Origin of the sequence: Neomelitea salexigens DSM 19753 (assembly GCF_000422345.1) — a bacterium.
Taxonomy (GTDB): domain Bacteria; phylum Pseudomonadota; class Gammaproteobacteria; order Pseudomonadales; family Spongiibacteraceae; genus Spongiibacter; species Spongiibacter marinus_A.
Map to the genome: position 1 here is coordinate 234809 of NZ_AULP01000004.1, position 17673 is coordinate 252481.

The 17673-nt window shown below is 56.7% G+C and carries 19 protein-coding genes; all 19 read right to left on the reverse strand.

The window, feature by feature from the left end; translation table 11 throughout:
* Nucleotides 1-9 precede the first annotated feature (9 nt).
* Nucleotides 10-921, reverse strand: coding sequence for a cell division protein ZipA (gene zipA, locus H573_RS0108745; protein WP_027873929.1), 912 nt, complete (start codon nucleotides 919-921; stop codon nucleotides 10-12).
* A 109-nt stretch (nucleotides 922-1030) separates the two neighbouring features.
* Nucleotides 1031-4531 (reverse strand): chromosome segregation protein SMC, encoded by a 3501-nt coding sequence (gene smc, locus H573_RS0108750; RefSeq protein WP_027873930.1) that lies wholly within the window; start codon nucleotides 4529-4531, stop codon nucleotides 1031-1033.
* Between the two features lie 125 nt (nucleotides 4532-4656).
* Nucleotides 4657-5874, reverse strand: a complete 1218-nt coding sequence (gene ccmI / locus H573_RS0108755; protein WP_027873931.1) for a c-type cytochrome biogenesis protein CcmI — start codon at nucleotides 5872-5874, stop codon at nucleotides 4657-4659.
* The gene (locus tag H573_RS0108760; RefSeq protein WP_036256180.1) at nucleotides 5871-6359 is read right to left on the reverse strand and encodes a cytochrome c-type biogenesis protein; all 489 of its coding nucleotides are present in this window, start codon (nucleotides 6357-6359) and stop codon (nucleotides 5871-5873) included. The genes ccmI and H573_RS0108760 overlap by 4 nt, the downstream gene beginning before the upstream one ends.
* The gene (locus tag H573_RS0108765; protein WP_027873933.1) at nucleotides 6356-6904 is read right to left on the reverse strand and encodes a DsbE family thiol:disulfide interchange protein; all 549 of its coding nucleotides are present in this window, start codon (nucleotides 6902-6904) and stop codon (nucleotides 6356-6358) included. The genes H573_RS0108760 and H573_RS0108765 overlap by 4 nt, the downstream gene beginning before the upstream one ends.
* Nucleotides 6901-8865 carry a heme lyase CcmF/NrfE family subunit gene (locus tag H573_RS0108770; RefSeq protein ID WP_027873934.1) on the reverse strand — a complete coding sequence of 655 codons (1965 nt, stop codon included), beginning with the start codon at nucleotides 8863-8865 and terminating at the stop codon, nucleotides 6901-6903. The genes H573_RS0108765 and H573_RS0108770 overlap by 4 nt, the downstream gene beginning before the upstream one ends.
* Entirely contained in the window at nucleotides 8862-9335 is a 474-nt protein-coding gene (gene ccmE, locus H573_RS0108775) for a cytochrome c maturation protein CcmE (protein ID WP_027873935.1), read from the reverse strand. Before ccmE ends, H573_RS0108770 begins: the two co-directional genes overlap by 4 nt.
* Nucleotides 9336-9362: 27 nt before the next feature.
* Nucleotides 9363-9548 carry a heme exporter protein CcmD gene (ccmD, locus tag H573_RS19305; RefSeq protein ID WP_205618921.1) on the reverse strand — a complete coding sequence of 62 codons (186 nt, stop codon included), beginning with the start codon at nucleotides 9546-9548 and terminating at the stop codon, nucleotides 9363-9365.
* Between the two features lie 13 nt (nucleotides 9549-9561).
* Nucleotides 9562-10305: a heme ABC transporter permease gene (locus tag H573_RS0108785; RefSeq protein WP_027873936.1), complete on the reverse strand. Its 744-nt coding sequence runs from the start codon at nucleotides 10303-10305 to the stop codon at nucleotides 9562-9564.
* A 30-nt stretch (nucleotides 10306-10335) separates the two neighbouring features.
* Nucleotides 10336-11013 (reverse strand): heme exporter protein CcmB, encoded by a 678-nt coding sequence (gene ccmB, locus H573_RS0108790; protein ID WP_027873937.1) that lies wholly within the window; start codon nucleotides 11011-11013, stop codon nucleotides 10336-10338.
* A gap of 5 nt (nucleotides 11014-11018) precedes the next feature.
* On the reverse strand, nucleotides 11019-11657 hold the full coding sequence (gene ccmA / locus H573_RS0108795) for a cytochrome c biogenesis heme-transporting ATPase CcmA (RefSeq protein WP_234701851.1): 639 nt from the start codon (nucleotides 11655-11657) through the stop codon (nucleotides 11019-11021).
* Nucleotides 11658-11821: 164 nt separating this feature from the next.
* On the reverse strand, nucleotides 11822-12628 hold the full coding sequence (locus tag H573_RS0108800) for an Hpt domain-containing protein (RefSeq protein WP_027873939.1): 807 nt from the start codon (nucleotides 12626-12628) through the stop codon (nucleotides 11822-11824).
* A gap of 137 nt (nucleotides 12629-12765) precedes the next feature.
* On the reverse strand, nucleotides 12766-13146 hold the full coding sequence (locus tag H573_RS0108805; protein ID WP_027873940.1) for a response regulator: 381 nt from the start codon (nucleotides 13144-13146) through the stop codon (nucleotides 12766-12768).
* A 79-nt stretch (nucleotides 13147-13225) separates the two neighbouring features.
* Nucleotides 13226-14053, reverse strand: coding sequence for a MinD/ParA family ATP-binding protein (locus tag H573_RS0108810; RefSeq protein WP_027873941.1), 828 nt, complete (start codon nucleotides 14051-14053; stop codon nucleotides 13226-13228).
* On the reverse strand, nucleotides 14050-14607 hold the full coding sequence (locus H573_RS0108815) for a hypothetical protein (protein WP_027873942.1): 558 nt from the start codon (nucleotides 14605-14607) through the stop codon (nucleotides 14050-14052). The genes H573_RS0108810 and H573_RS0108815 overlap by 4 nt, the downstream gene beginning before the upstream one ends.
* A gap of 2 nt (nucleotides 14608-14609) precedes the next feature.
* Nucleotides 14610-14999, reverse strand: coding sequence for a flagellar motor switch protein FliN (fliN, locus tag H573_RS19740; protein WP_027873943.1), 390 nt, complete (start codon nucleotides 14997-14999; stop codon nucleotides 14610-14612).
* An 18-nt stretch (nucleotides 15000-15017) separates the two neighbouring features.
* Entirely contained in the window at nucleotides 15018-15971 is a 954-nt protein-coding gene (fliM, locus tag H573_RS0108825) for a flagellar motor switch protein FliM (protein ID WP_036256281.1), read from the reverse strand.
* Between the two features lie 59 nt (nucleotides 15972-16030).
* Entirely contained in the window at nucleotides 16031-16363 is a 333-nt protein-coding gene (locus H573_RS17650) for an Hpt domain-containing protein (RefSeq protein ID WP_051171145.1), read from the reverse strand.
* A 29-nt stretch (nucleotides 16364-16392) separates the two neighbouring features.
* Nucleotides 16393-17673: a FliG C-terminal domain-containing protein gene (locus tag H573_RS0108840; protein ID WP_027873945.1), complete on the reverse strand. Its 1281-nt coding sequence runs from the start codon at nucleotides 17671-17673 to the stop codon at nucleotides 16393-16395.

Here is a 17673-nt window from a genome sequence, read left to right on the forward strand (position 1 = left end):
GTAGCGAAATTACATCAGGGTGAGTTGGCGGCGTTCAAAATCGCGAATGATCTGCCGGTAGTGCTCCAACGTTTGTTTCGTCGCCACACTGTGGGTTTGGTCTCGCAATTCACCACCGAGGTTTTTGACCAAGCAACGCGCGGTTTCCAACATGGCATCGAAGGCTTGCATGCTATCTTCGGGGCCCGGCATATTCATAAAGAAAACCACACCTGGGGTGGAGAAACCGTCGATTGCATCCAAGTCAAAATTACCTGGCTCGACTAAATTCGCAACACTGAACTGCTCGGCGCCACTGCCGTCGGCCTTCTCAAAACGGTGGAAAATATTCATGCGCCCATAGCGCAGGTCGCAGGCCAACAACACCTGCAATAAGTCGGCCCCGGCATAGGGTTTCTCCTCATCGGCAACAACATTCAGCACGATGAGTTCCTGGGGCTCACTCGCCGCCGCTTTTTCAGGCTCGCGGGGAGTAGGCTCGCGCTCTACCCGTCGCGGCGCAGACACCGCCTCGTCAGTAAATACCTCGTCCGGTTCGATAGCGGGCTCAGCTGGCGATGCCTTGCCTAGCGATGGCTCTGGATCAGGCACCTCTGGCGTCTCGGCCACAGGGCCCCGTGTCGTTTCCGATGCGGAATAATCACGCATCAATACGTCGTCATCGTCGTGGGACGCCTGCGGCCTTAGCTTTTGACTGGCGTCGCGCTGGTGCAAACTCGGCGCCTCGCGAACCGCAACGACCCTTGCCTCACCCGGAAGCTCGGGATTAACCAGCTCTTCTTCAGCTTCGCGGCGCTTTTTCGATGCGAGCCGCAGCGTGTCTTTACGCTCATTGCGCATCCGGCGAAAACCGTCTAACAAAACGGCTATCGCCAACAATGCACCTATGATAATCAACCAATCTCTTACGCTGAGATCCATTATTCGGCCCTTATCTGCCTGTTATACGGCCCGCTCAACACACTCGACACGGACTTCGTCCTGTTCGAGTCGCAATTGGCGATATTGTTCCACGCGGGCACCGAAATATCTAGGAAGCGATCATCTCTGCCGCTTTTTCCAAATCCACCGACACAAGGCGTGAGACACCCGGCTCATGCATGGTGACCCCCATGAGTTGGTCGGCCATTTCCATCGCGATTTTATTGTGGCTGATGTAGATAAACTGCACGTCGCGGGACATCTCTTTTACCATGCGAGAGTAACGGCCAACGTTGGCGTCATCCAGCGGCGCGTCAACCTCATCCAACATACAAAATGGCGCAGGATTAAGCTGAAAGATTGAGAATACCAAGGCAATTGCGGTGAGTGCCTTTTCCCCACCGGAGAGCAGGTGAATGGTCGCATTGCGCTTACCCGGAGGCCTCGCCATGATAGAAATACCGGTATCCAGTAGGTCGTCGCCGGTCATTTCCAGATAGGCACTACCGCCGCCGAACACTTTCGGGAACAGTTCCTGCAAGCCGTTGTTCACGCGGTCAAAGGTCTCTTTAAAGCGGTTGCGCGTTTCTTTGTCGATACGACGAATGGCATTCTCAAGCGTTTCCAACGCGTCCTCTAAATCGGCGTTCTGTGCATCCAGATAATTTTTGCGCTCTGACTGTTGCTTGTATTCCTCTATCGCCGCCAGGTTAATCGGCCCCAGGCGGGCAATGCGTCGACCCACCGCCTCTAACTGCTCCTGCCAGGCGGCTTCGCTTGCCTCATCGGGCAAGCTTTCGAGAACCGACTGAAGGTCAAATTGTGCCTCTTGAAGCTGGTCCTGCAGACCTTTGCGCCGTACCTGCAAGCCCTGATTCTCAACCCGGGCACCCTCGAGCTTACTGGCGACTTGTTGCAGGCGCTGCTCGATGTCGTGCCGTCTTTGCTCGTGCTGACGAAGCTTCTGGTCTACCTCTTCCAATGCGCGACGCGCGGCGCTGAGCTCTTCTTCAACAAGCAGGCGCTGCTCAAGGCGGGCTTCCAAATCCAGCTTCAAATCATCGATTGGCGAGTCATTGTCGTCCAGGTTCTCTCTGAGCTGTTCTTTGCGCTCGCGCAATTGCTCTAACTGTTCCTCTGTGCGGGCAATATTTTGCAGGGCGGCATCGCGCTGAGTTTGCAGCGACTGATAGCGCATCGCCAGTTGGTGGGCGTGATCCTTGCTCTGCCGCGCCTGTTGACGAACAGCATCGAGCTGCGAGCGGTTGTTGTCGCGCTCGCTAAGCAGCTGTTCGCGACGACCCGAGTCTTGCTCCATCGCTTCAATGGCATCCTGCAAAGTCATACGTGCATCGGCCAGCGATTCCTGCTCCATCTCAAATTGGTTGCGCAACTCGTGAATATCACTGTCCAAACGTTGGCGGCGCTGGCTCTGCTGCTCGCTCTTTGCTTGCTGAGCACTTAGCTGCGCCCGCAATTCACTCTGCTGCCGGCTGTGTTGCTGAAGCTCGCGCTGCACAGCTTCGCGATCGGCTTCCAGCTGCTTCAGCTGCTCCCGGCTTGCATCCAGCTGTTCGGTGAGCGCCTCTAGTGCCGTTTCGCCCTCTTCTATCGCGGCTTTGAGTTCTTGTAATTCTTCCTGGCGCTGCAATACGCCGCCTTGCGCCGTGTCTCCGCGCCGAACGCGCAGCCAATCTCTCCCCAGCCACAAGCCCTCCGGGGTCACCAGTGACTCGCCCGCTGCAAGACTTTTTCGACGCGCCAGGGCGTCCGCCAAACTGTCAGCCGTTCTCACATTCGCTAATACGCCTTGCAACGCCGGCGAGCCGGAAACCATCGCGGCGAGGCTATCCGCCTGCACGCCGACGTCGCCACTTTGTACCTGCTCAACAACGCAGAGCTGGCCCTCTTGAAGCTCTGATAACAGGCTCTGCACACCCTCCAGACTGTCGATGCACAGCGACTGCAGCTGCTCGCCGAGTACCGTTTCGACGGCGGTCTGCCAGCGCTCTTCCACTTGCAAGGTCTCAGCGACAATAGGCTTATCTGCCAAGCCATGTTGCTGCAACAATTCAGACAGAGCTTTATCACCCTGCCCTAAGGCCGCCTGTTGCAAGGCCTCTAGAGACGCCATCCGGCCACGCAAACGCTGCATTTCACTGCGCTGACGGTCGACCTCATCACTGGTTTCACGAATGCGCTCACGACATTGGCTAATTGACGGTTGCAGCTGGTCGTGACGTTCCTGCAAGGCCTCACCTTCGAGCTCAAAGGCTATTGCTTGTTCCTGCAGTAACTCCAGATCGCCGTCGTCACCTTCAGCCAGCCCGGCGCGCTCTCCTTCGGCTTTCTGAATACGCTCCTGCAGGCGCTGCATGCTCAGCTCTAAGTGCTGAATGCGAGACTGCTCCACTTCAGCCCGTTGACGCGGCCCCGCCGCATTCTGGTTAAACTCGTCCCAGCGCTGCTGCCATGACTGCATCGCATCTTCTGCTGCCAACAGGGACTCAGAGGCACTCTCCTCTTCTGCCTGGCTGATTTCCAGCTCAGGTTCGATGCCCGTTAACTCCTCTTCCCACAACTGAATTTTACTGCGGTCACCGTCCAGCAGCCCGGCCGTCTCCTGAATGTTGATTTCAAGCCGCTGCAGGTCAGCGTCCAATTGGCTGCGGCGCTCCTGCTGATGCTGGATACTCTGTTCTACGCGGGCGATATCGGCGCCAATACTGTAAAAGCGCCCCTGCACCTCATTGAAGGTATCATTGAGCTGAGTGTGCTCGTCGCGCGACTGCTCAATGGCAGTGCCCAGCGATACTTGTTCGGTGACAACCGCTTCCCGATCCAGCTCCAGCTCGCGTATCACGGCCTCTTTCTCGCTGACCTGGCCATCCAGCGCCTTCCACTGCAACACCTGCAGTTGCGCTCGCAACAGACGCTCTTCTTTTTTGTATTCGGTGTATTTTTCGGCGGCGGCGGCTTGGCGTTGCAAATGTTGAAGTTGCCGCTCTAACTCGTCGCGCAAATCTGTTAAACGTTCCAGATTTTCATGCGTTCTGCGCATGCGGTTTTCGGTTTCGCGGCGGCGCTCCTTGTACTTAGAAATACCCGCCGCCTCTTCGATAAACACCCGCAGTTCTTCTGGCTTAGATTCGATCAAGCGCGAAATCATACCCTGCTCAATAATGGCATAACTGCGCGGCCCAAGACCGGTTCCAAGAAAGATGTCGGTGATATCACGGCGCCGACACTTGGTGCCATTCAGGTAGTATTCTGAGGCGCCTTCGCGGGTGACTTTGCGCCGAATGGCAATTTCGTTATAACGGGCATATTCGCCGCCTAACTTTCCCGCCGTGTTGTCAAACACGAGTTCGATAGAGGCTTGGCCTACGGGCTTGCGGTTAACCGACCCGTTGAAGATGACGTCCGTCATCGATTCGCCGCGCAAATTTTTTGCCGAGCTCTCCCCCATTACCCAGCGCACTGCGTCGATAATATTGGATTTTCCACAGCCGTTTGGACCAACAACCGCAGACAGGTTGCTGGGAAAATGGGCTGTGGTCGGGTCGACAAAAGACTTAAAACCCGCCAGTTTGATACTTTTCAGACGCATAAGAACCGTAACCAAGCTTTTTGCCTATCCCTTTGTTGTTATCCGCAGAGTGCCTGCGTTGGGATAGGACCAGATGTATGCAAAGCGCGATTATAGCCCGAGAACCGGGCAACATCAGTAGAAATTCAACGTGTGGCGGGCTGCAGCTGATCGATAAGCAGACTGAGCGGCTGCGACGTGGCGTCACCACTCAGAGTAGCGGCTGCCGACACCCAGTCACCGGGGCTGCGCATCGCCACCCCTTTAACACTAATGTGGGCGGAAACGCGCAGCGAATCAAAATCACTGAGGGTCGCGCCCTGGCGAATCACGTCACTGTCTGTCACATACACCGTCAGCGGAAAGGCCGCCGTGCCAGCCCGCACTGGAATCCGCACTGCGGCAACCGGCATAGGCGAGCCACTGGGCTCTCGCACAACCACAAACAGCACGCCATTTGGGAAGTTGCCAAGCGACGGTGCAATATCCACACTTAGCTGCAAGCCTTCAATAGACCCAGCGTCAATTGCCAAACGCTTCGCTTCATTTAAGCCGGCGGCGATGACCATCGCCTCGCCCGTCTGTGGATCGAGCCCCATCTGAAGGCGCTGCCAATATTTTATCGCGTTGAGATAGTCACCGGCAGCGAACGCGTCGATACCGAGCACGCCCAGAGCCGTGCCCTGCTGAGGATTCACCGCCAGTGAGCGCTCGAGCAGGCTGCGTGTCTGCGCATCAATCACGCGGTTGGCCGACAAATAGCGCGCCTGAGCCAGCTGGGCGAGAATATCGGCATCCTGGGGAAATAAATCAAGCAGGCGCTCGTAGTACTGCGCCGCCTCGGCGTAATTGCCCTGCTGTCGGCGTATTGATGCCATCGTCATCAATAACTCCGCGTTCTCAGGCCGGCGAACTAAAATATCATCGACCAGCGCCTCGAAACGATGCAGATCATCTTCGCTGGGCTGATCGGCGGCAAACAACTGCTGCTGAACGTCGAGAAGCCGATAATCCAGCCGATAGCCAAGATAGTCGTACAATGGCAGGGCAAGCGCGGGAAGCAATAGCAATGATAACCAAAGCACTAGCCCGCGAGAAATTCCAGCGCGAGCGGTAAATTCTGCATTCTCTTCCAGCAACTGCTTGTCCAGCTCGGCGTTGAGCTCCGCCATTTGCTCCTCGCTGATCAAGCCCATCTCACGGTCTTTGAGTAGCTCACGCTGTCGCTGACGATAAAAATCGCGCTGCGCTTGTCGGTGCTGTGCTTTATCGTCACCGATCACCCGGCGCGAACGAAACGCCAGCAAACACAGGCCCATGGCTAGCGCCAATAGCAAGATTAAACCGAGTACAATTGGACTCATGAATCGCCCCCAGCGCGTTCAGAAGGCTTTTCTTCGTCGCTGAGCAACGAGTCGAGCGCAGCACGATCGTGATCATCCAGCGGCTGGATCGGCACGCGCCGGGCTCGCCGCGACGCCATCATCGCCCAGATAGCTAAACCACCGAGCAGCAAGCCCACCGGCAACAGCCAAAGAACCGCCGTCGCGGCATTAAATCGCGGCCGGTACAGAATGAAGTCGCCGTAGCGATCAACCATGTATTGCGTAATTTCAATGTCTGATTTGCCGGCCATGATCATGGCATGTAACTGCCGTCGAAGATCCTGAGAGATTGCCGAATCAGAACCAGACAAATTTTGGTTTTGACACTTTGGGCAGCGCAGCTCTTCGATAAAGGCATTGTAGCGCTGGCGCTGCAAATCGGTATCGAACTGGTAGGTTTCAATAACCGCCCAAGACGGCAACGCCAAAAGCAGCAGTACTGCGAGCAACACGCGGTGGTTCACGGCGACGCTTCCTCCAGTGAGCTGAGCATGGGCGCGAACTGCTCATCCCAGACTTCTTGATCCAGTGCCCCCTGATAACGGAAACGCACAATGCCCTCGGCGTCGACGAGGTAGGTTTCCGGCGCACCGGTCACCCCCAAATCCAAACCTAATGTGCCCTGCTCATCAAATAACGTCGCAAAGTAGGGGTCGCCTTTTTCCGCCAACCACTTCAGTGCGGGGTCGCGTCGATCCTTGTAGTCAACGCCTAAGATTGGCACGCCACGTTCCGCTAACTCCACCAAAAAGGGATGCTCATAATGACAAGTTGGACACCACGTTGCCCAAACGTTGACCAGCAACCACTGTTGGGGAAGATCAGCCCGGCTGAGCGACTCACCTTGCAAGGTTGGCAGAGAGAACTCCGGAAGGGGCTTATTGAGCAATGCCGATGGCAGCGCCGTGGAGCTGTAGTCACCGGTTTGCACTCGGCGCTGAACGCCGAAGAAAATTGCCACGAGTACTAAAAAGATAATAAGCGGCAAAAATAGTTTAATCCTGCTCACGCGTTCCCCCTCGAGCTACCAGTAATTTTTCCCCGGTAACGTTTATCGCAAATCGCTAACAAACCACCCAACGCCATAAGGATGCCCCCCAGCCAGATCCAGCGCACAAAGGGTTTAATATGTATTCTGACCGCCCAGGCACGCTCGGCAACGGGCTCGCCAAGCGCGATGTACACATCGCGCAGCACACCGGCATCGATCGCCGCCTCGGTCATCACCTGCGATGCGCGGGCGTGATAGCGGCGTTTCTCAGGTGTTAACTGCGCCAGTAGCGTGTCACCGTCATACAAACTAAAACGCCCCTGCTGGCCCTGATAGTTAGGGCCGTTAATGGCTTGAAGGTCGTCGAAAACAACCCGATAGCCAAAGGCGGTTTCGGTGCTCTCTCCCACATTCATACGCAGGTCGCGCTCGTCTTGAAAACTGGTCACCATACCCACGCCGATCAAGGCAAAGGCCAACCCAAGATGGGCCACAAGCATGCCGTAGTAAGACGGTGTCAGCCGCCGCAAGCCCGAAACAAAACTTGACGCATTGCGGGTCTTATCGCGCAAATTAATCAGCGTCGTCGCAACAATCCATACAAATAGCAACGCCCCGGCACTGGCAGCGAAATGAAATTCGCCGCCGTACAACCACGGCACCGCTACTCCCAACAGCATTGAGGCCAGCAATGCCGCAAGCATCGCACTCATCCAGCGCTGGGTATTGCTGCGTTTCCACTGCGTACTCGGCCCAATGCCGACCAACAGCGCGAGCAAGCACGTAATGGGTACAAACAAGGCATTGAAATAAGGCGGCCCCACTGAGTATTTACCCAGGCCGGCAAAATCCATAATAAGGGGGAACAGCGTGCCAAGTAGCACGGTCAATGCGGCAACCACCAACAAAATATTGTTAGCCAGCAGCAGCGCTTCTCGCGATAACAACTCGAATGGCTTGGCACTATGTTGCGACGGCGCTTTTAAGGCATACAGGGTTAACGAGCCGCCAACCACAACAACGAGAAAAGCGAGAATAAACATTCCTCGGGTGGGGTCTGCTGCGAAGGCGTGGACCGACGTTAGCACCCCAGAGCGGACCAGGAAGGTGCCGAGCAAACTCAATGAGAAGGCAAAAATCGCCAGTAACAGAGTCCAGGACTTAAAGATGCCCCGCTTCTCTGTGACCGCCAAGGAGTGGATCAACGCGGTGCCTACCAACCAAGGCATGAAAGAGGCATTTTCAACTGGGTCCCAAAACCACCAGCCACCCCAGCCAAGCTCGTAGTAGGCCCACCAGCTACCCAGTGTGATACCAATGGTTAAGAACAACCACGCGATATTGGTCCAGGGTCGTGACCACCGCGCCCAGCTGGCATCCATACGTCCGCTAAGCAGGGCTGCGATGGCAAAGGCGAACGCCACGGAAAAGCCCACGTAGCCGATGTAGAGCATCGGCGGGTGAATGACCATGCCAGGGTCTTGCAGCAGGGGGTTGAGGTCTTGGCCATCTGCAGGCGTATTCAGAAGATTGCGCGCAAACGGGTTCGAGGTAAACAAGGCAAAGCCGAAGAAGCCAATGGCAACCATGCCCATCACCGACAGCACTCTCGCCAAAATATCCAAGGGGAGTTGCTTGGAAAACACCGCCACGGCAACGGTCCACAGGGTCAGAATCTCCAACCACAATAACAACGAGCCCTCGTGCCCACCCCACAGCGCACTGAATTTATACGCGACTGGCAACTGAGAGTTGGACTGCAGCGCCACAATATTGACGGAGAAATCATCGCTGAGAAAAGCGTAAAACAAGCCGCTTATGGCCAGCGTTGTGAACAGGCACTGCCCCCAGGCCAGGGTCGCGCCGGCAGCCATTGCGCGCCGGTCTCCACGCCAGACACCCAACATTGGAACAACCGCTAACAGCAGCGCAAAAGCAAAACCTAGAATGAGCGAGAAGTGCCCCAGTTCAATAATCACGAGCCGCTGTACTCCTTGCCTGCTGTCGCCTCCTCGGCACGTGACTGCGCAGATTTTTCCAAGGCTTCGCTGACTTCCGGCGGCATATAATTTTCGTCGTGCTTGGCCAGCACTTCATCTGCGTAAAACACCCCGTCTTCTGCAAGTCGACCGGTAACCACGACGCCTTCGCCCTCGGCGAAGAGATCAGGCAAGATCCCTTCATAGGCCACCGCTACGCTGGCACTGTAATCCGTCACGCGAAAGCGAACTTTCAGGCTGTCAGTGGCGCGCTCCACGGAGCCCTCTTCCACCATCCCGCCAGCGCGAATCTTTTTGTCGAGCGGCGCTTTGCCCGCGACAATATCGGCGGGCGGATAAAACAGGTTAATATTCTCTCGCAAGGCGTAACCCAAGAACGCCGCCGCTGCCGCACTGGCAAGTAATATAAACACGACGATTCCAAGGCGTTGTTTACGCAGGGGGTGCATGGCCATTACAGCCTCCGTAGCATTAATTTAAAACTGATTTTCAGCCCGACGACGGCGGGCTGCCGCTGCCGCTAGCGCCCGCGCATTGCGACCGCGACGCCGCGATTCAAATACCAGAGCGCACAACACGATCGCGCTGGTGGCAAAACTGAACCACACGTAAGGGCCGTGACCATCCATTTGCCAAAGCTGTTGAAGATTTGCAAATACCACTACTACCTCCCCCTTACTTGCCACTCACCAACGCTTGCACCCAACGGGTATTTTTCTCTCGCTCAATAATCTCGGCGCGAACGAACAGCAACAGTACCCAGCCAAAAAACAGATACATGCCACTGAGCGTGGCCATCAACGGGCGCAACATCGTCGGGTGAATCGTTGATTCACCGACAAACTTGATGCTGGCAGGCTGATGCAAGCTGTACCACCACTCCACAGACCAGTAGATGATTGGGATGTTCACCGCGCCAACAATTGCCAGCACCGCGCAAGCGCGCGCAGCGGCGTCGCGGTTTTCAAAGGCTTGATGTAGAGCAATCAAACCCAGATACAGGAAAAACAAAATCAACACGGACGTGATGCGGGCATCCCACACCCACCATGTTCCCCAGGTGGGCTTTCCCCACACCGCGCCAGTCAACAGCGCAAGAAATGTTAGCGCTGCGCCAATCGGCGCCGCGGATTTCATGACGATGGCCGCCAGCTTCATACGCCATATCAAATGTACCGCGGCGGCGGTTGCCATCAGCATATAGCCGCCCATCGCAACGGCGGCGGCGGGAACGTGGATATAGATGATGCGGAAACTATTACCCTGCTTAAAATCAGCGGGTACAAAGGCGAGCCCCCACACGCAGCCCCCAACAAGCAGCAGCAAGGCGGGAATCGCCAACCAAGGCAACAGGCGCCCGCTAAATTGGTAAAACCAGCGTGGGGAGCCCCATTTGTGAAACCATTGCCAATTTGCCAAAGCCAGTCTTTCCTCAATTCAAACTAACACTTACTGATCCACGCTAATGCGCAGGGCACCGCCAATAGCCAGCGGCGCCAACGCGAGGGCCGCCATCAGCAGCGCCGCCAACACCGCCAGCGGCGGCAGATATGCCATGCCATCAATGGCGCTTTTCACCGCTGCACTGCCAAAAATCAACACCGGAATATACAGGGGTAAGACAATCAACGACAGCAATAGTCCCCCCTTGCGCAAGCCGACCGTCAAGGCGGCGCCAATCGCGCCAATAAAGCTCAGTACCGCGGTGCCAAGCAGCAGGCTCACCATCAATACGGCAAGCCCCTCTGAGGGCAACTGCAGGATGGTTGCCAACAAGGGCGACAACAGGCTCAGCGGCAAACCGCTGACCAGCCAGTGACCGAAGGTCTTTGCCAACACCAGAGGGTACAACGGTAGCGGGCTCAACAGGAGCTGCTCCAGGGTCGCGTCGTCGTAGTCTCCGCGGAACAGGCCATCTGTTGCCATCATCGACGCCAGCAAGGCCACCACCCAGATAATGCCCGGTGCTAACACGGCCAATTGCTGACGCTCTGGGCCGATACCCAGTGGGAACAAACTGCAAACCATTAAGAAAAACAGCAGAGGGTTGCTCCACTCGCTACCGCGTCGCAGCGCAGCCTGCAAGTCGCGTCGCAACACGGCAAACATCACCGTACTGGTACCCATTGGGGTCACGACGCTCCCCCCAGTTCTATGCGGCGCAATGGACGGGGCAAGGACAGCGGGTGGTGAGTGGTTAACAACACCATTCCCCCGTTGTCGGCAAAGTCGCAGATCCACTGCTCTATTTCCGCGACACCGCGCTGATCTATCGCAGTGAAAGGCTCATCCAATAACCAGAGCTGGGCCGGGCAGCAAAAAAGTCGCGCCAGATTTACACGTCGCTGCTGACCCGCAGACAAGCTGTAACACGGCTGCTGAATAAATTCCCCCAGCCCCACTTTAGTCAGGGCGCGATGCAAGTCGGCGTCGGCAACATGCTGCCCTCGCACCGCACAACTCCAACGCAGGTTTTCCAGGGCGGTCAGCTGCGCTTTGATACCGCTGCCGTGTCCCAGGTACAAACTGTGCTGCCGAAAGTCTTCGCGCTGGGTGATCAAATTCTCACCCCGCCAGTAAATGTCGCCCTCGTAACGCGAAGACAAACCGGCGAGAACCTTTAGCAACGTGGTCTTGCCACTGCCATTGGGGCCGGCCAGTTGCACAACGTCTCCAGCGCTAACAGACAGCGACAAGCCCGCAAACAATACGCGTTCATCTCGCTCGCTGTATAGGTTGTGTAACTTGAGGTCTGGTGGCGACAAACTCACTCTCGCTGCTCAAGGCCACCGCATTGCGGCAGTCCGATTTAAAACGCGGCTAAGTATATACGAAATAACATCGAAATCCGCGCCCGGAATCTAGCGCGGCAATTTGTCGCAGCGGCAACAGCTTCGCTGACAGGCCGATAAGAGCACCCACTTCGCGGTGATGATTACTGACCGCCGGATTGGTGGCGTTGTAGCCAGCGCTCCATATCCTGGGTCACTAGGTCGAGGTAGGCTAACGCCTTATTCAGTTTGTCGCCCTCACTCTCAGCCCGGAACCCCATCAAGCGATTGCGCACCCAGGCCAATTCGCTGACGAGGTCACTGATTTGCGGCTCGCTGACACGCGCCGCGGCGGGTGCCGATTTCAATTTCTTGTCCACCACCGAAGTCGCTGGGCTATACAGGCTATCCAGCAAGGTGTTCAATTTTGCATCGGATTGCAGCGCGCGACCGGAAGTGGCCGCAGGCCGTGCATTCACTGCCGATGACCGCCCTCCTGCTGCCGCGTCGAAAAACACATCTAGTAAGGCATCGCCACTGCGCGGCGCTGACCCCTCTAGCTTCGCTTTCGACTCGTCAATAGCCTGCCCTGCCGCCTTCAGTAGGCGCCCTCTGAGCTCGTCCGGAATGCGATTGACAGTTTGGTGGTTGATCAACCGGCTCAACATCACTTCTATCGCGCTTGTCGCGCCGACAATCAATGACACCAGGCTCGGGCTGAGGGCAATTCGCCGCGTTCTGAGCCTATCCATCACGCGTTCACTTAAACGCGCACACTCGGTTAGCTCGACCAGCTCCAAGACGGCAGCGCCGCCATAGAGGGTGTGAAAGCCGCGGTGGATATCATCCAGTATTCGCTGGCCATCATAGCCGTACTGCAGCTCTTCCAGCTGCGCAAACAAGCCCTTAACAATATCCTCGGCTTCCGCCAAAAATATCGCCAGGATACCTTCGTGTTCGTTTGCGTCCACAGTATGCACTCTATTGTTATTGATCTCAGACCAGCTGGATCAGCGAATCCGGATTCGTAATGGCTGGCAATTATGCGCAAAGTCTTGCAGTAACACTGTTGGCCCGGTCACAAAGGGCCAATTTTGTAATCAAATGGTCATATTTTCGACGTATTCGTGCAAAACAGCTCACGAATTTTGCTTTCCAGCATTGCCGCCGTAAACGGCTTAACGATATAGGCATCAACCCCAGCCTGCGCAGCGGCGAGGATTTTTTCCCGCTGCGCATCAGCGGTGACGATCATCACCGGTATATGCCTCAGGGCACTATCGGCGCGAATAACCCGCAACAGCTCCAACCCTCCCATTTCAGGCATCAACAGATCGGTAATCACTAAGTCAAAGTGTTGGTTGTGAAGCATGGGCAATGCCACGCTGCCATCATCAGCTTCACTAATGCGCGCATACCCCAGATCGTTGAGCAGATTGCGCATTACACGACGCATGGTGGCGAAATCCTCGACCACCAAAATTCTGATGTCGCGCAAGGACGACGCCCCCCGGGCGGGCGAGTCGCTGTCGACATCAGTGCTGGCAAAAGGATCGGGGGAGCGCTCATCACTCATGCGGCGCCTCCATTCCAGCGGGCTGCTGAATCAGGCTCTCTAGAAAAAACGCAAGCTGCCCAGACGGCTTGCGCGGCAGGGGCCAATCGCTCACCCGCATCGCCAAGTCTCGGAACGCCCGTGAGGCCGGTGCACTCGGGGCATAATCGACCACTGGCCGCTGTTTTTTCACCGCCTCTCTGAGCGCCGGATCAAAAGGAATGCTGCCGCTGTAGATGAGACTCACGCTTAGAAATTGCTCGCAGACACCTGCCAGCTTTTGCACTAAGCCGCGCCCCTCATCTTCGTCGCCAACCATGTTGGCCAGAATGCGGAAGCGTTGGCGACCGAAATCACGATTCAATAATTTGATCAGCGCATAGGCATCAGTCAGCGACGAGGGTTCATTACAGACCACCACCAGCACCTCCTGACAGGCGTTGGTAAAGGTTAAAACGGTGTCGGTGATCCCCGCTGCCGTGTCGACAATCAATACATCCAACTGCGCGGCCAAATCACTGAACGCTCGGATCACGCCAGCATGCTGCAACTCACTCAAACGAGTCAGCTGCCTGGCACCGGAAGACGCCGGGATAATGCGCACACCGGAGGGTCCGCTAATCATTGCTTCTTCCAGTGAGCATTCGCCACTAAGGACCTGCTCAATAGTCCGCGGGGCCGACAGCGACAACAAAACATCGACATTTGCCAAGCCAAAGTCGGCGTCGAGAATCGCCACACGCTTACCCTGGTGCGCCAGCGCCACAGCGGTATTGATGGCGACATTGGTTTTTCCTACCCCGCCTTTGCCGCCGCTTACCCCAATAACCTGAACCGTCATAAAGCGCCTCTCCCAGTAAGGGAGTTTTGCGGGTATCGATAGCTACCAAAATAGCGGTGCCGAGTATCGAGGTATCGCAATCCGATTTGGGCCAGCTCGCGTCTAAGCAGACGCTGATGAAGCGTGGGGCAATCAACAAATACCAGGCCGCTGGCACTCGACCACGCTTCCCGGTATGTCTCATACACGGGATTTACGCGCATGGTGCCGAGTAAACCGCCCAGCCAAAGCCCAAAGAAAATCAACGCGCTGGGCAGGGCGTAGCGAACCACTGCCTGCATCGCCCCGGAGAGCTCGCGGCTATATGGCCAGAGTACGGTAACCAACACCGCTGAAATGACCGCGGCCCAGACTGCACCACGCCAGCTGAGCCCAGGAATATCGCTCAGCTGCAGCTCATTAAGATGTGGCAACGACGCTGCCGGAGAACGCGTCTCGTCCCTCGCCCACAGTCGCAGGCGCCAGTGCGCCCCCTGCTCACACTGCATCTGCGCCCAACATTCCAGTGCAGACAGTGCGGATGCATCGGGAATAACAAATACCATTTTATTCATAGCTATCGCAGCGACTGCAAACGTTCGGTGGCGCTCACAACCTCAGTCAGCCGAATACCAAGTTTGTCATCAACCACCACCACCTCTCCTCGCGCAATCAGCCGACCATTGACGAGGACATCCAGCGGCTCGCCTGCTTGGCGGTCCAGCTCCACCACCGCGCCCTGCTGCAACTGCAAGAGGTCACGGATGGCCATGTCACTGCCCCCCACCTCCAGGGTGACGCGGACGGGAATGTCCATCACCATATCGAGGTCCGGCGCCGCCGCTGCGCGCTCTCGAAGCCGGGCCTGCCCCAGCAGGTCAGACGCTCCAGACGGCTCGCCCTCTTCCGCTTCTATTTGTTGGCGCAGCATCTCACGCTCTCGCCGCAGGTTTTCTGGCTCAGTCATTGCCTCACTCCTCACACGCTATGCGCGCCCTTTTATTTTTAACGCCAACTGCCCCTTGCTCATGCCGACACTGGCCTTGAGCAGCGATACGCCGGATGCACGAATTTCGGCTTGCTGACAACTCCCCAAGCTCAGCACATCCCCCACCTTTAAATTTGCCACTTGCCCCAGTGTCATCGCTTTATCTGCCAACACGCAGCGCGTGGGCAGCGGCGTGTCCAGCACGGCGCGCTGCATGGCGCCTTGCCACTGCGGGTCGGGCGCCCGGCTCTGCGCCAACTCACTCTGAGAGAGGCTCTCACGCAAGGGTTCGAGCATCGCCAGAGGAAAACACATATGCAGCTCACCACCGCCGCCGCCCTCGGCATCCAACTGAAAACGGCAAACCACAACGGTGTCTGCCGCGCCAACGATATTGGCCAGCGAGGGATTCAACTCGGTGCCCATCGGCTTACACTGAAGCGCGGCAACAGGCTTGCACGCTTCTTCAAAGTCAGCGTGAGCGCGGCTGAGGAGCTTGCCGATCAAACGCCGCTCGGAGGGGCTAAAATCGCGACCATCCGGCACCCCCTGGGCCTCACTCCCGCCGAAGTAGATTTCCACTAAGCGAAATACCAAGCGCGCATCAAAGACCATCATGGCCGTGCCCAGTAGCGGCTCGACGCGCATCAAATTCATACTTGAAGGGATATACAGCGAATGGAGATATTCCGCATAGGGCGAGAATTGTAGCTCCAGCAGGCTAACATCGACGTCCTGCCCCAGCACGTCGAGCAAACTACTGCGAAAATGTTCGGCAAAGCGCTTGCTTAGTTGCTCTAAACCCGGCAGGCGACGTGCCTTCGGTTGTTGTCGACTGGCCAGATCAAATTGGGCATAGTTGGGTTTAGGCTCGATACCCGGAACCGCTGGCTCATCCTTCACGGCGGCCAGTAACGCGTCTATCTCTGCTTGCGAAAGCAAATCCTTCATCAGTGCTGCAGCCCCCTCGGCCACGACCCGCCTGTATTAGTCAAAAAAATGACACGCACTCAACAACTCTCCCTGAGCACTCGAAGTGTTATTGCCAAATGTTCCTCAACACGCCGAAGCGCCAGGTTTGCCGCCGCGGAATCTGCGCTCTTAGCGGCACTCTCTAAGCCCTTGCACTCCTCGGCCAAGGCCAATGCGGCCATGCCTAGTGCGCCACCTTTTAAGGTGTGCGCAATGCGTCGCAGCCGTTCAAAGTCGCTGTCGGCGAAGGCTTCTTGTGCATCAGCGATACGCAGCTGACAATCGCGCTCAAAACTCGCGACCAACACGTCGATATCACTGCCCATAATCCGCCGAAGTTCGTCGTATTGTTGCTGGTCAATTGTTGTCATAGCCATCCCTGCAAAAGCCGATAAGCGGGTTAGTTTCCAAGTGATAATTTGCGACTATCGAGCACGATCTCGCCAACTCCCGCCAGCCGTTTAGCGGCGGCAACAAGCTCCTGTTTGGCGAGCTCTACTTCGCCGCTAGAGGGCGGCCCAGGCAGTCTCTCTTCAGGGTGCTGGCTCTGCAACGCGTCTTGCAATGCCGCACGTAATTCGCCGGTGGCGCCGTCAAGCGCTCGCAACGCGGTCTGCGGATTGAGCTGAGCTACCAGGCTTTTCATATCGGCCTCCGTTAAGCGCTGCAACTGTTCAAACCCAAACATCTGGTCTTCCACACGCTCGGCCAAGCCCGGACGATACTCCCTCAAGCCCTCCAACAACGCACTTTCATCGGCAACATCCAACTCATTAAGCAAAGCGGCTGCCAGACTTTCCCCGGTTAAGCGGCGACCACTGTGGCCGCGCGCGTTCAAGTATTCCTCAATCAACCAATCCAATTCCGCCAGCGCAGCGGTCGACAGGGACTGCAGCGACGCCAAGCGGCTGAGTAACTCCCTGCGTCGCTGGGGGTCAAAACAGGTAATAACGGCCGCCCCCTGCGCCGGTTCCAAACAGGCGATCAGTACGGCCTGTATTTGCGGATGCTCCCTGCGAAGCATGTCTGCAATGGTATCTGCTGCCAACCACTTCAATTTCGCGATCTGCTGCGACTGCCCCTGCAGTGCCAGGTTGCCCTTAACTAATGCTGCGCGCTCTTCACCGAGGGCCTCCTCGAGCAAGTCGCGAATATCCTCCGCCTGACTGGGCCGCACCAGGGAAAATTGCAGCATATCGTCGTTAAAGCGTGCCAATAATTGCGCTAGCTGCCCGGCATCCGGCGTTGCCAGGGTCGCCATGTAGCTGGTCAATATTTGAATTCGTTCCGGGCTGAATTCGCGCATCACGCTTGCGGCAACCTTCGCCTCCAGGGCCATTAGCACCATAGCGGCTTGCTCGGGGGAGCACTGTGAGGTTTGTCCATCCAGCCAGTGATCAATCACCGCTGCGACACGCGCTGGCTCATCCTCCGCAGTGGTGCGTAGCAAGCGTAAATGAACACCGTAGTCGACCCGTTTATTGTTTTTGACTAAGGGTTTGGCCGCAGGCTGCGAGGCAAGCTGAATAAATAGCGCAACGGCGAGGCTTGCGCCGCCAGACAACAGACTCACACTAAGCCAATCCGCCTGCTTGAGCAGCGCCGCGACCGCTGCACCGCCGAGCAATGCGACCAGCAGGAAAAACTGGAACGTAATCAGCACGCGCGGGGCTATTGCCAT